This window comes from Pseudomonas sp. GW-45 (genome assembly GCF_056896675.1).
Genome location: NZ_CM167674.1, coordinates 68,738 through 88,830, shown reverse-complemented (window position 1 = coordinate 88,830; position 20,093 = coordinate 68,738). Strand labels below are relative to the sequence as shown.

The following is a 20,093-nucleotide window of genomic DNA, read 5'->3' as shown; positions in this document are numbered from 1 at the left end:
AATCCAGAAAGTAGAATGCTCACCGCATTTTGCCACAGACTTTCCATCCCGTTTGGCGCCGCGAACATTAGCACAACACAAGCTATCAACGTACAGCTTATGTATAAGAATTATTGTCACACCCGAGATTACTGCAATGCAACTGCAAGATTTACATCAATTTGTGCAAACTCTTCCACAACTTTGGCCATCACTCCGCCAGCACTCTTTGCAGTCACGGGCGCTTGGTTTACCGTTACAACAACCTGAGATAGCTACCCTGATGATCCTCCACGGGTAACGCGGTTCGCCATAGATGGCAAATCGGACCTCGCCACCCCATGGATGACCACGCAATGCGCCGGCAGCAACATCGCCGCGCAAGGACGATCTCTGCACATGCTCGCCTCCCTCGATCTCACTACCCTAACCGTTACCTTGACGCTGGTAACACTCAGCATGACGCTGCTACTTGCACTAGCAGCTTGGCATGCCGGCACCGAACAAGGCTTGCGGCATTGGGCGCTGGGCAACTGCGCACTCATGCTCGGACTGTTACTCAACGTCAATCAACAACATTTGCATCACAGCCTCTCAATCATCCTCGCAAACGGCTTAATGACCCTCGGACTCGGCGTCATCTGGCTTGGCGTGCGGGCATTCAAAGGCCGCAGTCAGCCACAGTGGGGACCCATTCTGGCTGCCGCAACGGTCATGTTGCTGCTTTGGCTTTTCCGCTTTCAAGTTGATCGGCTGGATATTCGCTATGCCATAAGCTCGGCAACGCTCGGCGGCCTGTGCTTGATGTGTGCCAAGGAGTTATTGATCCGCGCTGCCCAGCCGCTACGAACCGCCTACTGGTTCAGTGGCGGCATTGCGCTGCTATACGGTTTTTGCCTGATCGCCCGCCCCCTCGCAGCGCTATTTGGCTGGCAAGGCGACTTCCCGCTGCTCAACGGCCCACTGCAAAGCCTCACGCTACTCGGCGCCATGGTGGCGCAGATAGGCATGGCCAGCGGCTTCATCCTGATGACCCACTACCGCACCGCCGAAGCTCTGCATCGGCTATCCGAACGCGATGCGCTGACTAATACGCTGAACCGCCGCAGCCTGCAGGAACAGGCCAAGGTACTATTGCAACTGATGCAGCAGCGCGATCAGCCGATCACGCTGATCATGGTCGATGCCGATCACTTCAAACGCATCAATGATGAATTTGGCCACCAAACCGGTGACGCCGTGCTCTGCCATCTGGTAGCAAGCATTGCTCAATATTTACGCAGTGATGATCTATTGGGGCGCTTTGGTGGTGAGGAATTCACCCTGCTTCTGCCCGGTCTGGATACCGAACGTGCGGCGCAGGTGGCGGAACGAATCCGTCAGGGACTTTGCAGCCACCCTTGGGAGCAGGACGCCAAACCCGTTTGGCTGAGTGCTAGCTTGGGCGTTGCTTGCTCAGAGCATCACGGCTACGACTTCAACACCCTGTTAGGCGCTGCAGACGCTGCGCTGTACCGCGCTAAAGCACTGGGCCGCAATCGCGTCGAGCTCGCACCAGCACCTGGAGCAGACCTCGAAGACCAAATGGCATTACGCCTATTGTCACAATTCCGTCATAATCTGGACGTATAAACGTCAACCAGATAGGTGCATAGTGGATCGTATTCCACCGCACTAATGGAGTTTTTGTGAGCCAGTCTTTTGTTCCACGCCCGTACCCCTTGAGCCGTCCCCGCCGTATGCGCCGTGATGACTTTTCACGTCGCCTGATGCGCGAGAATACCCTGACCACCGATGACTTAATCTATCCGGTTTTCGTGCTGGAAGGTGAGGGGCAACGCGAAGCCATCGCCTCCATGCCCGGCATCGAGCGGCTGTCCATCGATCTGTTGCTCGAAGAGGCAGCCGAACTGGTGGAACTAGGGATTCCAGCGATCGCTCTATTTCCGGTTACACCGCTGGATAAAAAGTCACTGGACGCCGCTGAAGCCTACAATCCCGAAGGCCTGGCTCAACGCGCCACCCGCGCTCTGAAGGCGCGCTTCCCCGAGCTAGGCATAATCACCGACGTTGCCCTCGATCCTTTTACTACCCACGGACAAGACGGCATCATCGACGATCAAGGCTATGTGATGAATGACATCACAGTCGAGATTCTAGTCAAACAAACCCTGTCGCATGCCGCCGCCGGCGCCGATATTGTTGCGCCCTCAGACATGATGGACGGCCGAGTTGGCGCTATGCGCCAGGCGCTAGAAGACGCAGGGCATATTCATACCCGCATCATGGCCTACTCTGCCAAGTACGCCAGCGCTTATTACGGTCCGTTCCGCGATGCCGTCGGCTCTGCTGGCAACCTCGGCAAAAGCAACAAATCCACGTACCAGATGGACCCGGCCAACGGCAACGAAGCGCTGCAGGAAATCGCGGCGGACCTCGCTGAGGGCGCAGATATGGTGATGGTCAAACCCGGCATGCCCTATCTGGACATAGTCCATCGCGTTAAAGAAAGCTTTAAGGTCCCCACTTTCGTCTATCAGGTGAGCGGCGAATACGCTATGCACTGCGCTGCCATTAACAATGGCTGGCTCAGCGAAGCGGTCATTCTCGAATCCCTCATTGCCTTCAAACGTGCCGGCGCCGACGGCATTCTCACCTACTTCGCCAAAACCGCTGCGCGCCAATTGCGCGAGCGACAACCAAACTGAACGAGGCCCCCATGCCAGAGCTCAACAGCAGCCGCGACAACAGCCAGCCCGAAGCGACAACCAGCAACGTCGAGATAGCACCCAAAGTCGAGCTGCTGCCGCGTCCGGCAGCCGTCAGCGAGAAGCCAGTGGAAGCTACGCCGCTGGCTGACACCAACGCACCGGAGCTGTATATCCACCGGGAGTTGTCGCAGCTGCAATTCAACATCCGCGTGCTGGAGCAAGCATTGGATGAATCCTATCCACTGCTTGAACGCCTCAAGTTCCTGCTGATTTTCTCCAGCAACCTTGATGAGTTTTTCGAGATCCGCGTGGCCGGCTTGAAAAAGCAAATTACCTTCGCTCGCGAGCAAACCGGCCCGGATGGCCTGCAACCGCAGCAGGTCCTGAGCAAAATCAGCGAAATTGCGCACCATCACGTCAGCCGCCAATACAGCATTCTGAATGACATCCTACTGCCCGCGCTGAGCGAGAAAGGTATCCGCTTCGTGCGCCGTCATCAGTGGACGCACAAACAGACCCTGTGGATTCGCCGTTTCTTCCGCCAGCAAGTAGCCCCGGTCATCAGCCCTATCGGGCTGGACCCGACGCACCCGTTCCCGCTGCTGGTGAACAAGAGCCTCAATTTCATCGTGCAGTTGGAAGGTATCGACGCTTTCGGCCGCGACTCGGGACTAGCAATCATTCCGGCACCGCGTTCACTGCCGCGCTTGATCCGCTTGCCAGACGAGCTATGCGACGGTGGCGACAACTTTGTATTTTTGTCATCGATGATTCATGCACATGCTGACGATCTGTTTCCCGGCATGAAAGTACTGGGTTGCTACCAGTTTCGTCTGACCCGCAACGCCGATCTGATTGTTGATCCAGACGAAGTCGATGACTTGGCTCGCGCCTTACGTGGCGAGCTGCTTTCACGCCGTTACGGCGACGCAGTGCGTCTCGAAGTAGCGGACAATTGCCCGAAACCATTGACCGACTTCCTGCTACGCCAGTTCGGCCTGAGTGAAGCTGAGCTGTATGAGGTCAACGGCCCGGTCAACCTGACTCGCTTATTTTCCATTACCGGACTGGAAAACCATCCCGAGCTGCAATTCCCCACTTTCAGCCCAGGTATACCCAAGCTGCTGTCGAGTGCCGACAACCTGTTCCAGGCCATCGGCAAACAGGATATTTTGCTGCAACATCCGTACGAATCTTTCAGCCCAGTGGTCGACCTCTTGCGTCAGGCCGCGCAAGACCCAAATGTGCTGGCGATCAAACAGACGCTGTATCGCACCGGCGCCAATTCCGAGATCGTCAATGCACTGGTAGAGGCTGCGCGTAACGGCAAGGAAGTTACAGTAGTGATCGAGCTGCGGGCGCGCTTTGATGAGGAATCCAACCTGCAGTTGGCCAGCCGCCTACAGCAGGCCGGTGCCGTGGTGATCTACGGCGTAGTTGGCTTCAAGACACACGCCAAGATGATGCTAATTCTGCGCCGCGAAGAACAGACCTTGAAACGCTACGTGCACATGGGCACCGGCAACTACCACGCCGGCAACGCCCGTCTGTATACCGACTACAGCATTCTTACCTCGGACCTGGCGCTCACCGAAGACGTGCACAAGCTGTTCAACCAATTGATCGGCATGGGTAAGACCCAGCGCATGAAAAAGCTGCTGCAAGCACCTTTCACGCTGAAAAAGCGCATGCTAGAACTGATCAATCGCGAGACTCTAAACGCGCTTGCTGGCAAGCCCGCGCACATTATTGCCAAGGCCAACTCGCTGACCGACGCCAAGATCATCAAGGCGCTGTACAAAGCTTCGCAATCCGGCGTCAAAGTGGACCTGATTATTCGCGGCATGTGCTGCCTGCGGCCCGGCATTCCCGGCGTGTCGCACAACATAACGGTGCGTTCAATCATAGGTCGCTTTCTGGAACACAGCCGCGTGTATTACTTCCTCAACGACGGCCAGGATCAGGTATGGATGTCCAGTGCCGACCTAATGGAACGTAACCTCGATAAACGCGTGGAGACTTGCTTCCCACTGGAAGGCAAAAAACTGGTGACGCGTGCGAAACAGGAGTTGCAGGTATTTCTGACTGACAATACGCGTAGTTGGATACTGCAGAGCGATGGCTCCTACGTACTCAGTTCACCCAGCGGCAACCAGAATGCCCGCAGCGCACAAAATACGCTGCTGGAAAAGCTGGCTAACTCGCCTCAGCGTACCGTCAACCTGTAATCGGCCTTGGCCCAGTACAGGGCTTCTTGATCGAAGTCAGCCTGCGTCAGCGGGTTGGCTTCAAGCCAGCCGTCAGGAAAATACAGAATCAGGTAATCCTGCCCTGCCTCTACTGCCAGCTCCGGCATATCCTGATTGCCTCGAATGTGGTGATAGAGAATCGCCAGTCGAAGAATCATACAAAGCCGCAATAAAGTGCCCGCCTCCTCGCCAAACTCACCCAGCCGTTCAGCATTCGGCAAGTTCCGTCTATGCCCACGCACCAGTAGCGCCAGCGCTTGCTGGTCTTGGCGGGAAAAGCCAGGCAAGTCTGAGTGTTCAATCAGATAAGCACCGTGCTTATGGAACTGGTGATGAGCAATGTCCAGGCCTACCTCGTGCACTCGCGCTGCCCAGGTCAACAGGTCCACTTGTTTACTGATGGACAGGTGCCACTGCCCTTCGACCTTGCGCATCAAACGTTGCGCCTTAGCCTCGACCCGCGCCGCCTGCTCCGAATCCACATGATAGCGCTCCATCAAGGCGCTGAGAGTGCGCTCACGCACATCCTCGTGTTGTTGGCGGCCTAGCAGGTCATAGAGCACGCCCTCACGCATGGCGCCTTCGGAGTGCGCCATATTTTCGATACCCAGAGCATCAAACATCGCTTCCAAAATGGCCAGACCGGCCGGCAAAATGGGTTGGCGATCTGCTTTCAGGCCTTGAATATCCAGCTTGTCGACATGCGTCGCTTTCAACACCTTACGCTTGAGCCATTGCAAACCTTCACGGCTCACCTCCCCCTGCCCCTTGCCGGCAGCCTGAATGCATTGCCCGATAGCGCGAATCGTTCCCGACGCACCCACAGCTTCAGTCCAGCCCAGCCGGTGGATAGCTTTTTCGATATTCATCAACTCCAGCCGCGCGGCGGTATAAGCCTGGCTATAGCGCGCTGCCGTTATCTTGCCGTCGGTAAAAAACTTACGACTGAAAGACACACAGCCAACACTCAGACTCTCACGCAGCAGAGACTCAAAGCGCTCACCAACAATGAATTCAGTGCTGCCGCCGCCGATGTCAGCCACTAACCGACGGCCGCTGTCGTCAGCCAGCGTGTGCGCCACGCCGAGATAAATCAGACGGGCTTCTTCACGGCCGGAAACCACCTCCGTACGGTGGCCAAGAATCTGCTGTACCTGACGGATAAACTGACCTCGATTGCGCGCCTCGCGCAACGCGTTAGTACCGACAACGCGGACCGCGCCCTGCGGCAGGCCGTTGATCAATTGAGCAAAGCGGCGCAAGCAGTCAAGCCCGCGCTGCATAGCCTCGTCGCTGAGCATGCGATTCTCGTCCAGCCCTGCGGCCAACTGCACCTTCTCGCCCAAGCGCTCCAGAATACGTATCTCACCCTGATCAACCCGCGCCAGCACCATGTGAAAGCTGTTGGAACCCAGGTCAATCGCCGCCACTAGCGAGAGGTCGTTCTGTTGTGAGTCAGCCATGCAGTCGTCCCTTCATTCGATTATCCCTCGATTCTAGCACCCGAAAGGTGACAGTTGTCTGCTGCACTTGCGCGCTTTGACCTACAGTCCACCTGCTTCCGCTTCGCTGTTGGGTGGTGCTATGATGTTGCGATTCCGTATTTGAAACCCTTGGAGAAACGCATGAGCGATTTGATTGTGCATGTCACAGACAGCAGCTTCGAAGAAGAAGTGCTCAAGTCCGACACCCCCGTTCTGGTTGATTACTGGGCTGAATGGTGCGGTCCCTGCAAAATGATTGCCCCGGTTCTGGACGAAATTTCCAAGGACTACAACGGCAAGTTGAAAATCTGCAAGCTGAACATCGACGAGAATACCGACACGCCACCTAAATATGGCGTACGCGGCATCCCGACTTTGATGTTGTTCAAGGACGGTAATGTTGAAGCGACCAAGGTCGGCGCCCTGTCTAAGTCGCAGTTAGCGGCGTTCCTCGACAGCAACATCTGATGCTGCTGCCCCGGCTACTGTGAGCCGGGGCTCACTTTTTCTGCCAAAACCTAGACTCAGCGACTCAGCGGTGCTAGATTTGCTTTCCAACTCCTGGTCGCCCCCTGCGACAGTGGCTAATATTTACTGCAGCCAGCTCATCGCCCCATTCCTATATGGCGGCCGAAACCCAACCCTATCCTGCCGACACTACTATTGCTCAACGACCCTATGAACCTGACCGAACTCAAACAAAAACCTATTACCGAACTGCTTGAAATCGCCAACCAGATGACCCTGGAAAACATGGGTCGCTCGCGTAAACAGGATGTGATTTTTGCCATTCTGAAAAAACACGCGAAAAGTGGCGAAGATATCCATGGCGATGGTGTCCTGGAAATCCTGCAGGACGGTTTTGGTTTTCTCCGCTCAGCTGACTCTTCTTATCTCGCTGGTCCTGACGATATCTACGTCTCGCCTAGCCAGATCCGCCGTTTCAACTTGCGCACCGGCGATACCATTGCCGGCAAAATCCGCCCACCTAAAGATGGTGAGCGCTACTTTGCGCTGTTGAAGGTCGACTCGATCAACTTCGATCGCCCTGAAAACACCAAGAACAAGATTCTCTTCGAGAACCTGACACCGCTGTTCCCGGATGATCGTCTGGTGATGGAAGCTGGCAACGGCTCCACCGAAGACCTGATGGGCCGCATCATCGATCTATGCGCGCCTATCGGCAAAGGTCAACGCGGCCTCTTGGTAGCTCCGCCAAAAGCGGGTAAGACCCTGATGTTGCAAAACATCGCTTCCAACATCGCTCGCAACAATCCCGAGTGTCACTTGATCGTACTGCTGATCGACGAGCGTCCGGAAGAAGTGACAGAGATGCAGCGCACCGTACGCGGTGAAGTGGTTGCTTCCACCTTCGACGAGCCGCCTAGCCGCCACGTTCAGGTCGCTGAAATGGTGATTGAGAAGGCCAAGCGTCTGGTTGAGCACAAGAAAGACGTGATCATCCTGCTCGATTCCATTACGCGTTTGGCGCGTGCCTACAACACCGTTATCCCTAGCTCCGGCAAGGTGCTGACCGGTGGTGTCGATGCCCACGCCCTGGAAAAGCCAAAGCGTTTCTTCGGCGCCGCGCGCAACATCGAAGAGGGCGGCAGCTTGACCATCATCGCGACCGCGCTGGTAGATACTGGTTCGAAGATGGACGAAGTAATCTACGAAGAATTCAAAGGTACCGGCAACATGGAGATCCACCTGGATCGAAAGATTGCCGAAAGACGTACCTTCCCAGCGATCAACATCAACCGTTCCGGCACGCGCCGCGAAGAGTTGCTGACCAGCGAGGAAGAATTGCAGCGCATGTGGATTTTGCGCAAAATTCTGCACTCAATGGACGAAGTTGCCGCTATCGAATTCCTTTTGGATCGTCTGAAGGACAGCAAGACCAACGACGAATTCTTCCAGTCAATGAAGCGCAGCAAGAACTAAGCTGCAAGCGACAGGCCTCAAGCTGCAAGCTCGCCCCAGGCGACTTGCAGCTTTTTGCAATCTACGCCACCCGACAGGCGTCTTTGTCGGCATAATGTGCTTCTGACCAGACACCCCAGGCCGCAGCATGCTTTTTACTGCCTGCAGCCTGCCGCTTGAGGCTTGAAGCTGAAATGCAATACTCCGATTTACGCGACTTCATCAAGGGACTGGAACAGCGCGGCGAACTCAAGCGCATTCAAACCCCTGTCTCGCCCATTTTGGAAATGACCGAAATTTGCGACCGCACGCTACGCAAGGGCGGCCCCGCCCTGCTTTTCGAGAACCCTACAGGTTATGACATGCCGGTACTCGGCAACTTGTTTGGCACGCCCGAACGGGTCGCCATGGGCATGGGTGCGGAAAGCGTCAGCGAGTTGCGAGAGATCGGTAAGCTACTGGCTTTTCTGAAAGAGCCTGATCCGCCGAAGGGCTTGAAAGACGCCTGGTCCAAGCTGCCGATCTTTAGAAAAATCATCAACATGGCACCTAAAGTGGTACGGGACGCGCCTTGCCAAGCCACCATTTTCGAAGGCGAAGATGTCGATCTCAGCCGCATACCGGTACAAACTTGCTGGCCCGGTGATGCTGGCCCACTGATTACCTGGGGGCTGGTGATCACCAAAGGACCGTACAAAGAGCGCCAAAATCTAGGTATCTACCGGCAGCAAGTGATTGGCCGCAACAAAGTGATCATGCGCTGGCTTAGCCACCGTGGCGGGGCACTGGACTTTAAGGAGTGGCAGGAGAAACATCCTGGCGAACCTTTCCCCATTGCCGTCGCACTAGGCGCCGATCCGGCCACGATTCTCGGCGCCGTGACCCCGGTACCCGATAGCCTTTCGGAATACGCCTTCGCGGGCTTGCTGCGCGGCCAGCGTACCGAGCTGGTCAAGTGCCGCGGCAGCGATTTGCAAGTACCTGCCAGCGCTGAAATCGTGCTGGAGGGCGTTATACATCCGGGCGAAATGGCAGCTGAAGGCCCTTTTGGCGACCATACCGGTTATTACAACGAGGTGGACAGCTTTCCGGTCTTCACCATCGAGCGCATCACTCAACGCGAAAAACCTATCTATCACAGCACCTACACCGGCCGGCCGCCGGATGAACCTGCAGTGCTGGGCGTCGCGCTGAATGAGGTTTTTGTGCCGTTACTGCAAAAACAATTCAGTGAAATTACCGACTTTTATCTGCCGCCGGAAGGCTGCTCTTATCGCATGGCAGTGGTGTCGATAAAAAAACAGTATCCGGGTCACGCCAAACGCGTGATGCTTGGAGTCTGGAGCTTTTTACGCCAGTTCATGTATACCAAATTCGTGATAGTGGTGGATGACGATATTAATATCCGCGACTGGAACGACATCATCTGGGCCATCACCACACGCATGGATCCCAAACGCGACACCGTGATGATCGATAACACCCCTATCGACTACCTCGACTTCGCCTCCCCCGTGTCCGGCCTCGGCAGCAAGATGGGTTTGGATGCCACCAATAAATGGCCAGGGGAAACAACCCGAGAGTGGGGCACCGCCATCCACCAAGACGAGGCCGTCAAACAGCGTATAGACGCGCTTTGGGCAGAGCTGGGTATCGATTGATGAGCGTTGCTGATAATTTGCTGAGGCTTTAATGATAGTTACGCTAAAACCTTCCGGTTTGAAGCTGGATACGCAACCCGGCGAGCGCATTCTGGATGCCGCCCGCCGTCTAGGCTTTGATGCTCCGCACAGCTGCCGTAATGGCAACTGCCATGTCTGTGACGCTACTTTGCTGAGCGGCAGCGTCAGCCTCGCTGACGGTACGCAAACAGAGAGTGGTGACATCTACACCTGCGTTGCTGAGCCCCTGACCGATTGCGAGCTGCAGTGGGAAGGCATTCTCGCTCCCGGCGAACTGCCGGTCCGCGAGTTAGCCTGCCAGGTCATTGAATGCAGCGATATCGGCGGCGATGTTTGGCGTGTTCGCCTGCGACTACCGGCGGGGAAAACGCTACGCTACCACCCCGGTCAATACCTACTTTTGGAGCGTGAAGGCGCTGACCCTGCAGCGTTTTCCATCGCTTCAGCACCGCAAGAAGGCCGCACGCTCGAGCTTCACATTTTGACACGCGATCCCATCACCCAAGCGGTAATCGACTACCTTCACAAGCACCGCATAGCGCGAGTTCAAATTCCTTTTGGGGACGCTTGCGCCCGTGAACTACCGCAACAACCCTTGGTGCTGATTGCCGCAGGTACCGGGCTGGCGCAGATGCAAAGCTTGATTGAGTCCTGCCTGGCGCAGGGCTTCAGCCAGCCGATACACTTGTATTGGGGCGTGCGCCACAGCGACGATTTTTATAAGGCACCGCATTGGGCACATTGGCAGGCGCAGCCTAACCTGTACCTGCATCAGGTAGTCAGCGATGAGGCCGAATGGCAAGGACGCGAGGGATTACTACACCAAGCTGTCTGTGAAGACCTTACCGACCTGGCGGACTACCGTTTTTTTGTCAGCGGCTCACCACCCATGGTCTACGCCACGCTGGACGCTTTGGTGGCAGCCGGCATGCCTGCCGAGCAGATGCATGCCGACACCTTCGCTTACGCGCCGCGTGACCCAGTCATTGGTTAATCAGCGACTGGGCAGTGGCAGGCTCGGCAGGCTTTCTTCCATCAAATCAAAGCCATCGTTAAGGACCGCGCGCGAGGCCTGCTGATCGCCCATGCGATCCAGCAACCGAGCCAACTCAGCACAGGTCTGAATGTCGCGCTTACTGGAGAAGCTGGCTTCTAGGTAGTCTCTGGCCTTACCCCAGAGGCTGTTGCGCTGCGCCAACCGACCTGCTGCCAAGAGCAGAGTGGCATTGTTCGGATGAGCCTGTAGCCACTGCTCTGCCGTCGCTAGCTGGCGCGCCGGATCACGACCCTGCACCAAACCGTACAAATGCACCAGACGGTCGTTGTAGTTGGCTTGCAGCACATTACGCAAAGCCTCCTCGGCCAAGATCTCACGACCTTTAGCGCGCAGCTGCAGGCAGTAAACCTCAACCACCAGCGGGTCGTCGCGCATGCGCTTGGGTATGTTTTCCCACGCGGCGATCACCAAGCTGGCCGGATCTACATCCGCTGGCGCAGTGCGTTGACCTGCTTGCAGCAGGAGAGCGTTGTGTACTTGGTACTCCAAGGCATCCTGCTCTGCTGGGTGAAGCACTTGCTGCTTACGCAGCTCCGGCAACAGAGCCAGCAGGCTGGACCAATCCTCAAGCCGCAGATATACCTGACTCATCAACTTAAGTGCATACAGATGCTTGGGATGCTCTTTGCGCAACCGCGTGAGAGTCGCCAAGGCTTGCTCAAGCTGACCACGACCGATCTGCAGCTGCGCTTGGGTAACAGCAATGGCAACATCCGCCTTGGGCGTGGTTTCATAGGCCTCACGCAGCAGGTTGTCGCACTCGCTGTAGTCTTCCAGTTCGTTCGCAGCTCTGGCAGCGGCCAGATAGTTGATCAGCGGTAACTCAGCATGCGGCGCTGATTTTTTCAGCAGCCGTAAAGCCGACTTCCAATGTCCTTCGGCAAATTCCAGCAGACCACGGGTGGCCACCACATTTGCACGCTGCTGCAGATTGCGGCGTGACCAAGGATTGATCCTGCGACCCGAAGCGTTTAGCACCCGCACCAGCGCTCGTACCAACAGCAACAGCAACCAAAACGCCAGCAGCAAGCCAACCCCGACCCAGACACTGGTCTCAATCGAGAAGTTGCGCCAGGCAATTAATATGTAACCCGGGTCTTCCGCCACTGCCATACCCAACAGCGCCGCCACCAACAACACGGCGAGAATCGCGATATAGCTTTTACTCATCGTCGGCCTCCGGTTGCTTGGCTGCAGAGGCGGAGCGTCGATTTTGAATATACGTAGCTAAACTCTGTTGCAGCGGCGCTAGATCCGGTGGATTCAAGCTGACCGCTTCGTCGTGCAGCGCCTGCAGTTGTTTCTGCATGCCCTCCACTTGCGGGTTTTCCAGCTCGAAATACTGCGCTAGGATTTTTTCAGCCTGCGTCAGGCTAGCCTGATATACCTGCTCTTCACCGCGCAACGCGGCCCACTGGGCCTGCTCCATAGTCAGCTGCAATGTGCGTTGTACCCGCTGCATTTCAGCTTCATCCAGCAGTGGTGTAATGACTTTGCCACGCTGAAAATCGACGCGCACATAACGCTCAAGGCGCATCAAAACCCGGTCCCAGCGGTCGCGGCGTTGCAAACGATCGGCATACTCTTCTTCGGTCGTCACTTCATCGGGATCGAACTCGGGCACGGGCAGCAGCACTAGACGCTTGACCTGATCATGCAGCGCAGCAAGCCGCAAAAAAACACCGGGCCGATCCAGTTCCGGCAAACCATCCAGCTCTGTCTTAAATTGCGCCAGTTGTTCACGCACGCCATACAGGCCACTGTCCGGCATGGACTTGAGGATACCGTCAACCGTGCTCAGCAGCTCGCGGGCCGCACTAACATCCTGCACCGCCAATAAACGCAGTGATGCCAGACGCAACAGATACTGCGCCTCGGCCAGCTTCCAGTCTTCACGGCCGTCGCCCTGGAGAATATCCAGGCGCTCGCCAACCGCTTGTTGGCTACGCTGCATCTCCGCCACTAAGCGTTGCATCGCTTGCCAGTCGTTACCCTGCGGCACGCCTTCCAGGCGGCCATTGAGCTGCTGTTGGCGCTGCTCACCGCCAGCCTGCATCTGCTCGAGCAACACCCGCAATTGTGCTTGCTGTTGATCTTGTTGCACCTGCCGCTGCTGCCATTGCCAAAGACTGAAACCCAGCGCCAGCAAAGCGATTAATAAAGCCAGCCAAACCAACCAGCGACCACCGCCGGCACTTTTTGGGCGCGCGGTGGCACCCGGCTCCGGCGGTTTGCCTGGTTTATTTGAAGAATCCGGCTTGGCACTTGGCTTGGTGGCCGCTGCTTGCGGCTTTGCTTTGTCACCCGGAATAGCAGTATTCGGCGACTGTTCGGTCGCACTCGGAGCTACTGCGCTGTCCGTGTTCTTGTTCGGTTCTGTTGGTTCCACGCCTATCCCCTTTAGTCCTTCAGCGGGTGCGCCTGCACAGCCTCGATAATGGCTGCATCATCCGCACCCTCGCAGATTACTACATCGTGACAACCAAGGTCTGCGGCTTGCGCCGCAACCCGTGCGCTCGGCACCCAGCAGCGCCAATCGCGCTGGCGTTGCCAGTCAATGCCAGCAGCCGCATGCCAGTACTCCAGCGCCTGGCTGCTGAGCACTACAATACCCTTTACCCCGCGTGCCGCCACCGCCGTCAGCGCAACGGGCAAGCCCGCCGGCGACCGTCGCTCATAAAGCTCAAGATAGTCGACCTGGCCACCGGCCGCGCGAATCTGATCCGCGAGATGCTCGCGACCACCCAAGCCGCGCCAGATCAAAACTTTGAGATCAGCCCGCGCGAAATGCGACTGCCACAACGGCAAACGCAGCAGTGCTTCGCTGTCTTGCCCATCAATCGGAAGCTGAACCGGCAAGCCAATATTCTGCAACGGCTCGGCACTACCGGGTCCCACTGCCAGCCAATCGATACCCACTGGCGTTTGCGGCCAGTATTGATCCAGCCGGTCCAGGCCAAGCTTAGCGGCCAACCGGCTGACCACAATGACCGCCTGATAACGATCCAGCTCCAGCATCAACCTACGTTGCGCTCCTGTCTCATCAACAGGCACAAGCTCCAGCAGGGGGAGGCTTTCACAGCCAATACCCAAAGCCTCCAGCTGCCGCGCCAAACGTTGATTATCGGCTGGCTGACGCGTGAGCAGTAGCGCGTTGCTCACCGCGGCGGCTCACCTTCATATACAGCATCAAGAATGGTTTGAGCACCCTGGCGCAGCAGATCTTCAGCAACCGATACCCCCAAAGCTTCCGGGTCAGATTCCGCGCCACGCGCCTCTGCGCGCAGCATGCACTTGCCGTCGGGATCACCGACCAAGCCACGCAACCACAGCTCGCCGTTGGCGCGCTCGGCATAACAGGCGATAGGCACCTGACAACCGCCGTTCAAATGCGTATTCAGTGCACGCTCGGCCCGCACGCGCAGGGCGCTGTCCTCATCATTCATCTGCGCCAGCAGCGCGTGCAGCTCGGTGTCACTGTTACGGCACTCAATACCCACCGCGCCCTGCCCACCTGCCGGCAGACTCTCTTCCGGCGGCATCGCGTAGCGAATACGTTTATCAAAGCCCAGCCGCAGCAAGCCGGCCGCGGCAAGAATAATGGCGTCGTAGTCTCCGGCGTCCAGTTTGGCTAAACGGGTATTCACATTGCCGCGTAGAAAGCGCACGTGCAGGTCAGGTCGGCGTGACATCAGCTGTGCTTGGCGGCGCAAACTCGAGGTGCCGACCACACTGCCCGGCGGCATGCTGTCGACTTTGTCATGGTGGTTGGAGACAAACGCATCACGCGGATCTTCACGCTCGCAAATGGCATAAAGACCCAGCCCCTCGGGAAACTGCATGGGCACGTCTTTCATCGAGTGCACCGCCAAGTCGGCCTCATCGTTGAGGATCGCGGTCTCCAGTTCTTTGACGAACAGCCCCTTGCCGCCAATTTTGGCCAGAGGCGAGTCAAGTAACTGGTCACCACGGCTAACCATGGGCACCAGGCTAACGTGTACTGAGGGGTCGAGTTGTTCCAGGCGCGCCTTAACGTATTCGGCCTGCCACAGGGCCAAAGCGCTCTTGCGGGTGGCAATTCGCAGATGTCGAGTCATGGGATTCTCATTCAAAACCAACCTGCATGATACGCGATGCCTTTGCGGGCATCCATGCGAGCGGGCGTCGCACTCGCCTCACAGGCGATCCATCAAACGGCGCACCCCCGGCACGTGGCGGCGACTCACGGTCAAGGTTTCACCCTCAAGGTCCTTGAGACACAGCTCAAAATGGCCCATGGCGGTGCGCTGCAGGCACTCGATGCGGTGACGCGCCACCAGTGCGTTGCGATGAATACGCACAAATTCGTCGCCAAACTCATCTTCCAGCGACTTCAGCGGCTCGTCCAACAGAACTTCGCCACCGACGTGGCGCAGGGTCACGTATTTATGGTCGGCAATGAAATAAAGCACATCTTCAATCGGGATCAGCTCGATACCTTTTCGGGTTCGCGCACTGATATGGCTGCGCGCCTGACCGGTGTCAGCCTGGTTTCCAGCCTTACCGAGGCTCGCTAACTGCATGCGATTGGGACGCTGCGCTTTGGCTAGAGCATTAGCCAAATCCTCGCTGCGCACCGGCTTAAGTAAATAGCCCACTGCGCTCACAGCGAAGGCATCCAATGCATATTCGCCATGCGCGGTACAGAAAACCACGGCCGGCGCATCGCTGCTTTCACACAACTTCGCCGCCGTTTGCAGGCCATCCAGGCCTGGCATGCGAATATCCAACAGGACAATGTCAGGTCGTAACTCTTCCACCAGACGCAGTGCTTCATGGCCGTTGCTGGCCATATCCGGTAGCGCCTTGTAACCGGGCAACGCAGAGACCAGTCGAGCCAGGCGCTCTCGTGCAAGGGGTTCATCGTCAGCGATCAGTACTTTCATACTTCAATGACTTCTCTGCTGTAGTTAGGACGTTTGCCTACAAGGATAGACCAGCCTGCTGAAGAAGCATGCGTCTTCACGCCAGAGCTCCACACGCGACTCCTCACCAAACAGGGCCTGTAACCGCGCGCGCGTATTTTCCATCGCCATGCGCGCACCCTGATGGTTGTCCATCTGATCAGGACAGGTATTGCGCACCATAAGTTCAACCAACTGGTTCGAATAGTGCGCGGTAATAACAATTTCACCACCGTCAAGACGCGGTTGCAGACCATGCAAAATGGCATTTTCCAGCAGTGGCTGCAGGGTCAACAGCGGCATGGGCGTGCTATCGGGCAAGCCTTTTACCTGCCAACTGACGCGCATGCGCTCGCCAAGACGATACTGCTCTATGCGCAAATAGCCCTCGCATAGGCGCCGCTCTTCAGCCCAGGTTGCCAGACTTTCGGCACTGCCCAGGTTGGCGCGAAAAAGATCGGACAGATCCAATACCGATTGCTCAGCTTTAACCGGATCGGAAGCAATCAGGCTGACGATACTGTTGAGACTGTTGAATAAAAAGTGCGGACGGATACGCGACTGTAATGCCTGCAGACGCGCGCGCAACTCCGCTTGATTCTGTCGCTGCCATTGCTGCTGCAGATAGAAATAACGCAGCAGCAGGCTGGTCATGATTAGCGCGATGACGCCATGTCGCAGTAACTGCTCGCTTTGCCAATGCAACGCGCCGGTCATGCCACGATAAACAATCCAGTCGCCGATCACGGTAAAGCCCAGCGTCAGCCCAACCACAACCGCGAAGCAGGCGGCGATTGCCAGCCCTAGGGGACGGCGCTGCATCCAGCTGCGCAGGCGACACAGTAAAGCCGCAGAGAGCAGTACAACCCACTGCACAAACAACGAGGCCATTGCCAGCCCAAGCCAGTTGAAACCTTCTGCCGCCGGTTGCGCTAACACCCAAACCAGCACCACTAATTGCGCCAATACCACCAGGGTAAATACAGCAACAGACGAGCACAGGTCGGGGAGGAAAAAATCCTCACCAGCGTAGGGATGTTTAAGCAACGACCAGAATCCATTCTTCATTGCACAAGTGTCCGCCAGCCGGGCGCCATCGCGCAAGCGTGAAATGGTATGCTATTGGCTTTTACTCGCAGCGGAACAGTCCGACACATGAGCCAAGACCAGACAACCAATCAATCCTGGGGTGGCCGGTTCAGCGAACCGGTTGATGCCTTCGTCGCCCGTTTCACCGCCTCGGTGGACTTCGACAAGCGTCTTTACAAACATGATATTCAGGGCTCCATCGCCCACGCCACCATGCTCGCCAAGGTTGGCGTACTGAGTGATGCGGAGCGCGATACCATCATCGAAGGCTTGCACGCCATACAGCTCGAGATTGAGGCCGGCGAGTTCGCCTGGAGCGTCGAGCTGGAAGACGTGCACATGAATATTGAGGCACGCTTAACTGCTCGCATCGGCGTGACCGGCAAAAAACTGCACACCGGGCGTTCACGTAACGATCAAGTCGCCACCGATATCCGCCTATGGCTGCGTGAAGAAATCGACGTCATTCTGGTCGAGCTTCAGCGTTTACAAAGCGGCCTACTGGGTCAGGCGGAAAGCCACAACTCAGTGATCATGCCCGGCTTTACGCACCTGCAGACCGCGCAACCAGTGACTTTTGGTCATCACCTACTGGCTTGGTTCGAGATGCTACAACGCGATCGCGAACGCCTGCTCGATTGCCGCAAGCGAGTCAACCGCATGCCTCTCGGCAGCGCCGCGCTGGCGGGCACGACTTACCCGATCGACCGTAGCATCACCTGTGAGTTACTGGGGTTTGATTCTATTTCCGGCAATTCGTTGGACGGCGTTTCTGATCGTGATTTCGCCATCGAATTCTGCGCTGCTGCGGCATTATCGATGATGCACCTGTCGCGCTTTTCTGAAGAGCTGGTGCTATGGACCAGTGCCCAGTTCAACTTCATCGAGCTGCCCGACCGCTTCTGTACCGGCTCGTCGATCATGCCGCAGAAGAAGAACCCCGACGTACCTGAACTGGTGCGCGGCAAGTCGGGCCGTGTTTACGGCCACCTGATGGGCTTGCTAACGCTGATGAAAAGCCAGCCGCTGGCCTACAACAAAGACAATCAGGAAGACAAAGAGCCGCTGTTCGATGCAGTCGATACTCTGCGCGACTGTCTGAGAGCTTTCGCTGACATGATCCCCGCCATCCAACCGCGCGTGGATGTGATGCGTGCAGCAGCACTGCGTGGCTTCTCTACTGCAACCGACCTGGCTGACTATCTGGTTCGCAAGGGCCTGCCGTTCCGTGACTGCCACGAAATTGTTGGCCACGCGGTGAAGTACGGCGTAGATAACAAGAAAGACCTGGCCGAAATGAGCCTGGATGAGCTGCGCCAATTCAGCGATCAGATCGAACAGGATGTGTTTGAAGTGCTGACGCTGGAAGGCTCGGTAAACGCCCGGGATCACATTGGCGGTACTGCTCCCGCGCAGGTCTTGGCGGCGGTACAGCGTGGCCGAAAGCTGCTCGACTGCTGAGTCAGCAACGCGGCAGAGCAGCTGCCAACAAGCCTGTAGACAATAAAAAACCCGCCGAACACTAGCTGTCCGGCGGGTTTTTTATTAGACAGTGCGCTAGCTTAGCCTTCGTCAGACAACTCAACAGAGAGCACGTAATTACCCGTGCTGCCGCCATCGTAGTCTTTGCTGGTCAGACGATAACTACCGCTATCCAGATAACGCCCGATACGTGCGTTAGTACCGCCAGCGCTATCGTCATCTTCCACATCCAAACCGCCACCTTCAAGGCTCAGAAAGGCGTCAAAGTCAGATGAAATCAAATCGACGTGGTAGAAACCGGGCTCGCTGATCACCAACGTAGTCTGACTGCCTTGCTCACTGCTTATGCGACCGGCGACGACCTCTCCCGGGCGCACGCGGTTGCTGTTACTACTGACCGGCTGTAGTGAGCTGGTCAAAGTGAACAACCCGGCGCTACCGTCTGCCGTCGTAGCTGATACCCGGTAGGTGCCAGGCTGCACTAGCGCGGTGATCAGGGCATCCAGATTCTCACCAGCGCTATCGTCATCCTCGGTATCCACGCCAGGCCCCTGCAGATTAAGGTAGCTGTCCACCTCGCTGGAGCTCATGCGTACCCGCAAAAGCGCGCGCTCGGGCACTACCAACTGATATTGCCTGGGGCTGCTATCCGCCAGACCAGTGATGGTTTGGCCAATACTGAGCTCGCCACTGTCGGTCAGCTCAATACCTTGCGGCATGGCCCGGCGGCTTACCTGCAAGTCGTAAGTGCCCTCAGCGGGCTGATCCAGTGCAGTAGCCGTGACCTGATACTCACCAGGCTGTAACTGCGCAACCAATAGCGAGTCGGTGGACTGGCCAGAGTCATCGTTTTCCAGGCTCAGTCCGCCGCCGCCACTGAGCTTGAGCACAGTATCCAGCTCTTCAGAGGCCATGCTGATCTGGTACAGACCCGGCTCACCGACACTCAGCTGATAATTATTTGAGCTCTGAGTGCGGCTCAGCAACCCGTAGATGGCATCGTCTAACTCCAATACACCGCTGTTCTGCACAGTGATCTTGTCGAGCTCAAGTTCAAAAGGACCGTAACCGGTTCCGGCACTACCACTCACGCCGAGCCGATAACGCCCACTGGTCTCTGGCGCGAGGTGCAAGACACCCTGGCTAGGACCGCTGACCAACTGACCACGCTCATCCGTAAGGGTCAAAGTAGCGTCTTCCAGCGCGCCACTCTGGCGCACTCGAATCAAGTCGCCCTGGTTCAGATTCAACTCAAATACCTGGTAATGCGACCCATCGTTGATATTGACCGGGCTGGAGCTGGTTATTTCGCCCTGCAAACGCTTGCCATCGTTGCTCACCAGGTCACTAGCAGGCTGCATGCCAACGCAACCAGACAGAGCAACGGTGAGACCAAGGGCGAGAGCAGAACGGGAAAAAGGTGTGATAAAAGCAAAAGAAGACCGCATGCAAAATCCTTCTGGAAGTTGAAACATCCTGAGCCGGTGCAGCATG

The 20,093-nt window shown here is 56.8% G+C and carries 16 protein-coding genes; 8 read left to right on the top strand and 8 right to left on the bottom strand.

Going from position 1 to position 20,093, the window contains the following annotated elements; genetic code table 11:
* The first annotated feature begins 378 nt into the window (after positions 1 to 378).
* From AC1XYH_RS00360 to ppk1, 3 genes are all read left to right on the top strand, one after another.
* Positions 379 to 1,611 (top strand): GGDEF domain-containing protein, encoded by a 1,233-nt coding sequence (locus AC1XYH_RS00360; protein WP_483324699.1) that lies wholly within the window; start codon positions 379 to 381, stop codon positions 1,609 to 1,611.
* 107 nt (positions 1,612 to 1,718) lie between these two features.
* Positions 1,719 to 2,687 (top strand): porphobilinogen synthase, encoded by a 969-nt coding sequence (hemB, locus tag AC1XYH_RS00355; protein ID WP_483326426.1) that lies wholly within the window; start codon positions 1,719 to 1,721, stop codon positions 2,685 to 2,687.
* Positions 2,688 to 2,698: 11 nt separating this feature from the next.
* Positions 2,699 to 4,918, top strand: coding sequence for a polyphosphate kinase 1 (gene ppk1 / locus AC1XYH_RS00350; RefSeq protein WP_483324698.1), 2,220 nt, complete (start codon positions 2,699 to 2,701; stop codon positions 4,916 to 4,918).
* On the opposite strand, the gene ppx is transcribed toward ppk1, so the two are convergent.
* Positions 4,897 to 6,402: an exopolyphosphatase gene (gene ppx / locus AC1XYH_RS00345; protein ID WP_483324697.1), complete on the bottom strand. Its 1,506-nt coding sequence runs from the start codon at positions 6,400 to 6,402 to the stop codon at positions 4,897 to 4,899. The two genes, ppk1 and ppx, sit on opposite strands and share 22 nt — an antisense overlap.
* A gap of 162 nt (positions 6,403 to 6,564) precedes the next feature.
* Between ppx and trxA the strand changes: the two genes are divergently transcribed.
* From trxA to AC1XYH_RS00325, 4 genes are all read left to right on the top strand, one after another.
* Positions 6,565 to 6,891 carry a thioredoxin TrxA gene (trxA, locus tag AC1XYH_RS00340; protein WP_335608179.1) on the top strand — a complete coding sequence of 109 codons (327 nt, stop codon included), beginning with the start codon at positions 6,565 to 6,567 and terminating at the stop codon, positions 6,889 to 6,891.
* A 210-nt stretch (positions 6,892 to 7,101) separates the two neighbouring features.
* The gene (gene rho / locus AC1XYH_RS00335; RefSeq protein ID WP_483324696.1) at positions 7,102 to 8,367 is read left to right on the top strand and encodes a transcription termination factor Rho; all 1,266 of its coding nucleotides are present in this window, start codon (positions 7,102 to 7,104) and stop codon (positions 8,365 to 8,367) included.
* A gap of 173 nt (positions 8,368 to 8,540) precedes the next feature.
* Positions 8,541 to 10,007: a 4-hydroxy-3-polyprenylbenzoate decarboxylase gene (gene ubiD, locus AC1XYH_RS00330; protein WP_483324695.1), complete on the top strand. Its 1,467-nt coding sequence runs from the start codon at positions 8,541 to 8,543 to the stop codon at positions 10,005 to 10,007.
* A gap of 31 nt (positions 10,008 to 10,038) precedes the next feature.
* On the top strand, positions 10,039 to 11,022 hold the full coding sequence (locus AC1XYH_RS00325) for a 2Fe-2S iron-sulfur cluster-binding protein (RefSeq protein WP_483324694.1): 984 nt from the start codon (positions 10,039 to 10,041) through the stop codon (positions 11,020 to 11,022).
* On the opposite strand, the gene AC1XYH_RS00320 is transcribed toward AC1XYH_RS00325, so the two are convergent.
* The 6 genes from AC1XYH_RS00320 to AC1XYH_RS00295 all read right to left on the bottom strand — a co-directional run bounded on the left by AC1XYH_RS00320 (position 11,023) and on the right by AC1XYH_RS00295 (position 17,096).
* Positions 11,023 to 12,255, bottom strand: a complete 1,233-nt coding sequence (locus tag AC1XYH_RS00320) for a heme biosynthesis HemY N-terminal domain-containing protein (RefSeq protein WP_483324693.1) — start codon at positions 12,253 to 12,255, stop codon at positions 11,023 to 11,025.
* Positions 12,248 to 13,474: a uroporphyrinogen-III C-methyltransferase gene (locus AC1XYH_RS00315; protein WP_483324692.1), complete on the bottom strand. Its 1,227-nt coding sequence runs from the start codon at positions 13,472 to 13,474 to the stop codon at positions 12,248 to 12,250. Before AC1XYH_RS00315 ends, AC1XYH_RS00320 begins: the two co-directional genes overlap by 8 nt.
* An 11-nt stretch (positions 13,475 to 13,485) precedes the next feature.
* Positions 13,486 to 14,247 (bottom strand): uroporphyrinogen-III synthase, encoded by a 762-nt coding sequence (locus AC1XYH_RS00310; protein WP_483324691.1) that lies wholly within the window; start codon positions 14,245 to 14,247, stop codon positions 13,486 to 13,488.
* Positions 14,244 to 15,182, bottom strand: a complete 939-nt coding sequence (hemC, locus tag AC1XYH_RS00305) for a hydroxymethylbilane synthase (protein ID WP_483324690.1) — start codon at positions 15,180 to 15,182, stop codon at positions 14,244 to 14,246. Before hemC ends, AC1XYH_RS00310 begins: the two co-directional genes overlap by 4 nt.
* A 78-nt stretch (positions 15,183 to 15,260) precedes the next feature.
* Positions 15,261 to 16,010 carry a LytR/AlgR family response regulator transcription factor gene (locus AC1XYH_RS00300; protein WP_483324689.1) on the bottom strand — a complete coding sequence of 250 codons (750 nt, stop codon included), beginning with the start codon at positions 16,008 to 16,010 and terminating at the stop codon, positions 15,261 to 15,263.
* A 24-nt stretch (positions 16,011 to 16,034) separates the two neighbouring features.
* Complete coding sequence (locus tag AC1XYH_RS00295) at positions 16,035 to 17,096, bottom strand: sensor histidine kinase (protein ID WP_483324688.1); 1,062 nt, start codon at positions 17,094 to 17,096, stop codon at positions 16,035 to 16,037.
* Between the two features lie 87 nt (positions 17,097 to 17,183).
* Between AC1XYH_RS00295 and argH the strand changes: the two genes are divergently transcribed.
* Entirely contained in the window at positions 17,184 to 18,578 is a 1,395-nt protein-coding gene (gene argH / locus AC1XYH_RS00290) for an argininosuccinate lyase (RefSeq protein ID WP_483324687.1), read from the top strand.
* A 101-nt stretch (positions 18,579 to 18,679) separates the two neighbouring features.
* Here argH and AC1XYH_RS00285 read toward each other — a convergent pair whose 3' ends face one another.
* Complete coding sequence (locus AC1XYH_RS00285) at positions 18,680 to 20,047, bottom strand: hypothetical protein (RefSeq protein WP_483324686.1); 1,368 nt, start codon at positions 20,045 to 20,047, stop codon at positions 18,680 to 18,682.
* Between the last annotated feature and the right edge of the window lie 46 nt (positions 20,048 to 20,093).